The sequence below is a fragment of the Kineococcus glutinatus genome (genome assembly GCF_039542765.1).
Classification (GTDB): domain Bacteria; phylum Actinomycetota; class Actinomycetes; order Actinomycetales; family Kineococcaceae; genus Kineococcus_A; species Kineococcus_A glutinatus.
In genome coordinates this window covers 1-2,974 of sequence record NZ_BAABIL010000498.1, presented here as the reverse complement: position 1 = coordinate 2,974, position 2,974 = coordinate 1, and the positions used below count along the sequence as shown (strand labels likewise).

Here is a 2,974-nt window from a genome sequence, read left to right as displayed (position 1 = left end):
GGTGGCCTCCTCCGCCTCACGGGCCGGCGCGGCGCTGTTCGTCGCCGGGTTCGGGGTGCGGGCGCGGCCGCTGCGGTGGCTGGGGGGCCGGGGGGTGGTGGCGCTGCAGGTGCCGGTGCGCGCCGGCGGGGTGCGCCTGGTGGGTGAGCAGGTGGTGGGCGCCGCGCACGCGCAGGGGTTGCAGGTGCACGTGTGGACGGTGGACGCGCCCGCGCAGATGCACGCCCTGCTGGACGTCGGGGTGGACGGCATCATCACCGACCGCGCCGACGTGCTGCGCGACGTGCTGCGCGCGCGGGGGCAGTGGTCGGCGTGAGCGACGGCGGTGCGCAGCACCCGGCGACGGGCCGGGACACGACGGGCCGGGACACGACGGGCCGGGACACGACGGGGCGGGACACGACGGGGCGGGGGTCGCTGACCGATCCGCTGCGGCGGGCACGGCGGAGCTGGTACGTCTACGACTGGGCGAACTCCGCCTACGTCACCACGAGCGCGGCGGTGCTCTTCGGGCCGTACCTGACGTCGGTGGCGCGGCGCGCGGCGTGCGGTGACCTCGCCGCCGGGCAGGAGTGCACCGCGCGGCTGTCGCTGCTGGGGCTGCCGGTGGCGCCGGGGTCGCTGGCGCTGTACGCGGTGACGGCGGCCACGGTGCTGTCGGCGCTGCTGCTGCCGCTGGTGGGGGCGCTGGTGGACCGCAGCGACCACCGGCACCGGTGGCTGGGCGTGCTGGCGTGGGCGGGTGCGGCGGCCGCGGCGTCGATGGTGGCGGTGTCCGGCACCCGCTGGCAGCTGGGGGTGGTGCTGCTGGTGGTGGCCACCGCGTGCCTGGCCAGCTCCCTGGTGGTGTACGACGCGCTGCTGTGCGACGTGTCACCACCGGCGCTGCGGGACCGGACCTCCTCGCGCGGCTGGGCGCTGGGGTACCTGGCGGGTTTCGCCCTGCTCGGGGCGGACCTGGCGCTGGTGTCCGCCCCGCAGGCGGTGGGGCTGGACACCGAGGGCGCGGTGCGGGTGTCGCTGGCGGTGGCGGGGCTGTGGTGGGCGGTGTTCACGCTGGTACCGGTGTGGGGGTTGCGGCGGTTGCCGCGGCGGGCCCCGCAGCCGGCGGCGGTGCTCGTGGCCCGCCAGGCCGGCAGCGGGCCGCTGGCGCCGCTGCGGCAGCTGGTGCGCACGGTGCGGGGGCTGGGGCGGTACCGGCAGGCGCGGCGCTTCCTGGTGGCGTACCTGGTCTTCAACGACGGCATCCAGACGGTCATCTACGCGGCGAGCATCTACGGGCAGGAGCAGCTGGGTTTCGACCAGTCGCAGCTGATCACCACGATCCTGCTGGTGCAGGGGGTGGCCTTCGTCGGGGCGCTGCTGTTCGGGCAGGTCGCGGTGCGGGTGGGGGCCAAGCGCACCGTGCTGGCCGGGCTGGTGCTGTGGGTGGTGGTGCTGGCGGCGGCGCTGGGGTTGCGCCCGGGGCAGTTCGGGGCGTGGCTGGTGCTGGGGGTGGGCATCGGGCTGGTGCTGGGCGGCACGCAGGCGCTGGCGCGCTCGATGTTCAGCCAGCTCGTGCCCGCCGGGCAGGAGGCGGAATTCTTCAGCCTGTACCAGGCCGGCGAGCGCGGGACGAGCTGGGCGGGCACTCTGGTGTTCGGGCTGGTGTTCCAGCTCACCGGTTCCTACCGGCCGGCGCTGGCTGCGCTGGTGGCGTTCTTCGCGGTGGGTGCGCTGCTGCTGGCGCGGGTGGACGTGGCGGCGGGAGCGGCGCAGGCCGCGGCGGGTGCACGACCGCAGGACGGCGCCGACCTGCCGGGGGCGGCAGGCGCGGCCGGATCCGTGGCGCGTTGAGGTGGCGCGCCGAGGCGGGGTGCTCGGGTGGGGTGCTCGGGTGGGGCGCGTGACGGGGTGAGGAGGCGTCGCGTGCGGCGAGGCGGTGTCCCGGCGCCAGCCCTCGAGGGACCGGCGGGGTGGCAGGGGCGGGCGGTGCCGGTGGGACGGGCGCGGCGAGGGTGCCGCACCGGGCACACGACGTTCACACCGTCGGCGCAGTGCGGGCGGAACACCCTCCGCCGTGTCCGCGTTCAATCAAGTGGAACCTCTCCAGACTGTCCAGCGATCCGGGCTGCGGTGGAGGGGATCGTCGGGAGGTGTGTTATGAGCGAGCGCAACCTGCGGGGCAGCCGCCTGGGAGCCGCGAGCCTGGAGAGCGAGTCGGGTGTCGAGCCGGCCGAGCGCCAGCGCGTCACCTACCACTGCCCGCACGGGCACGTGGTCGTGGTACCGATGTCGGTGGAGGCCGAGGTGCCGCCGGTGTGGGAGTGCCGCTGCGGCGCGGAGGCGCTGCGCGACGACGCCGAGGCGCCGGAGAAGAAGGCGTCGCGTCCGGCGCGCACCCATTGGGACATGCTGCTGGAGCGGCGCACCATCGCCGAGCTGGAGGTCCTGCTCGACGAGCGCCTGGCGCTGCTGCGCAGCGGACAGCTGCGGCGCAGCGCCTGAGCGGCGCCCGCCCCGACAGCACCGGAGCGGTCACCGGGCCCTGCCCGGTGACGACCCACGACGACGGCCGGTCCCCGCGGGGGCCGGCCGTCGTCGTGTCCGGCCGGGTCAGCGCCCGGGCCGGGGTCCGTCCACGTCGGGGTCGACGACCTCGCCCTCCACGACCTCGCCCTCCACGAGCTCGCCCTCCACGACCTGCCCTGCCGCGCCGTCCCGCTCCGCGGGGCCCGGCCGCCGGGTCGCACCGCGTGCCGGGCCGCGCCCTGCGCGATCCCCGGCGTCGGTGGGTGCCACGTGCACCTCCCCCACGACCAGCCGCCCGCCACCGGAGGCGGCCACCGCCCGGGCCAGGCGTCGTCGCAGCCACCCCTGCCCGGCCCCGGCCAGCCCACGGCGCACCGGCGGCAGCAGCAGCAGGCCCGCCGCCGCATCGGTGAGCAGGCCGGGGAACAGCAGCAGCAGACCGGCCCCGGCCGCCGCGGCCGTC

General features: G+C 77.0%; 4 protein-coding genes. 3 read left to right on the top strand and 1 reads right to left on the bottom strand.

Annotated features, from left to right (window positions below):
* From ABEB16_RS17050 to ABEB16_RS17040, 3 genes are all read left to right on the top strand, one after another.
* On the top strand, positions 1-316 hold a 316-nt coding region (locus ABEB16_RS17050; protein ID WP_345713419.1), incomplete at its 5' end, for a glycerophosphodiester phosphodiesterase family protein.
* Entirely contained in the window at positions 313-1,836 is a 1,524-nt protein-coding gene (locus tag ABEB16_RS17045) for an MFS transporter (protein WP_425560237.1), read from the top strand. The genes ABEB16_RS17050 and ABEB16_RS17045, both read left to right, overlap by 4 nt.
* 306 nt (positions 1,837-2,142) lie before the next feature.
* The gene (locus ABEB16_RS17040; protein ID WP_345713418.1) at positions 2,143-2,487 is read left to right on the top strand and encodes an RNA polymerase-binding protein RbpA; all 345 of its coding nucleotides are present in this window, start codon (positions 2,143-2,145) and stop codon (positions 2,485-2,487) included.
* Positions 2,488-2,595: 108 nt separating this feature from the next.
* Here ABEB16_RS17040 and ABEB16_RS17035 read toward each other — a convergent pair.
* Positions 2,596-2,974 (bottom strand): FxsA family protein (locus ABEB16_RS17035; RefSeq protein WP_345713417.1); only part of this gene is annotated, 379 nt, incomplete at its 5' end.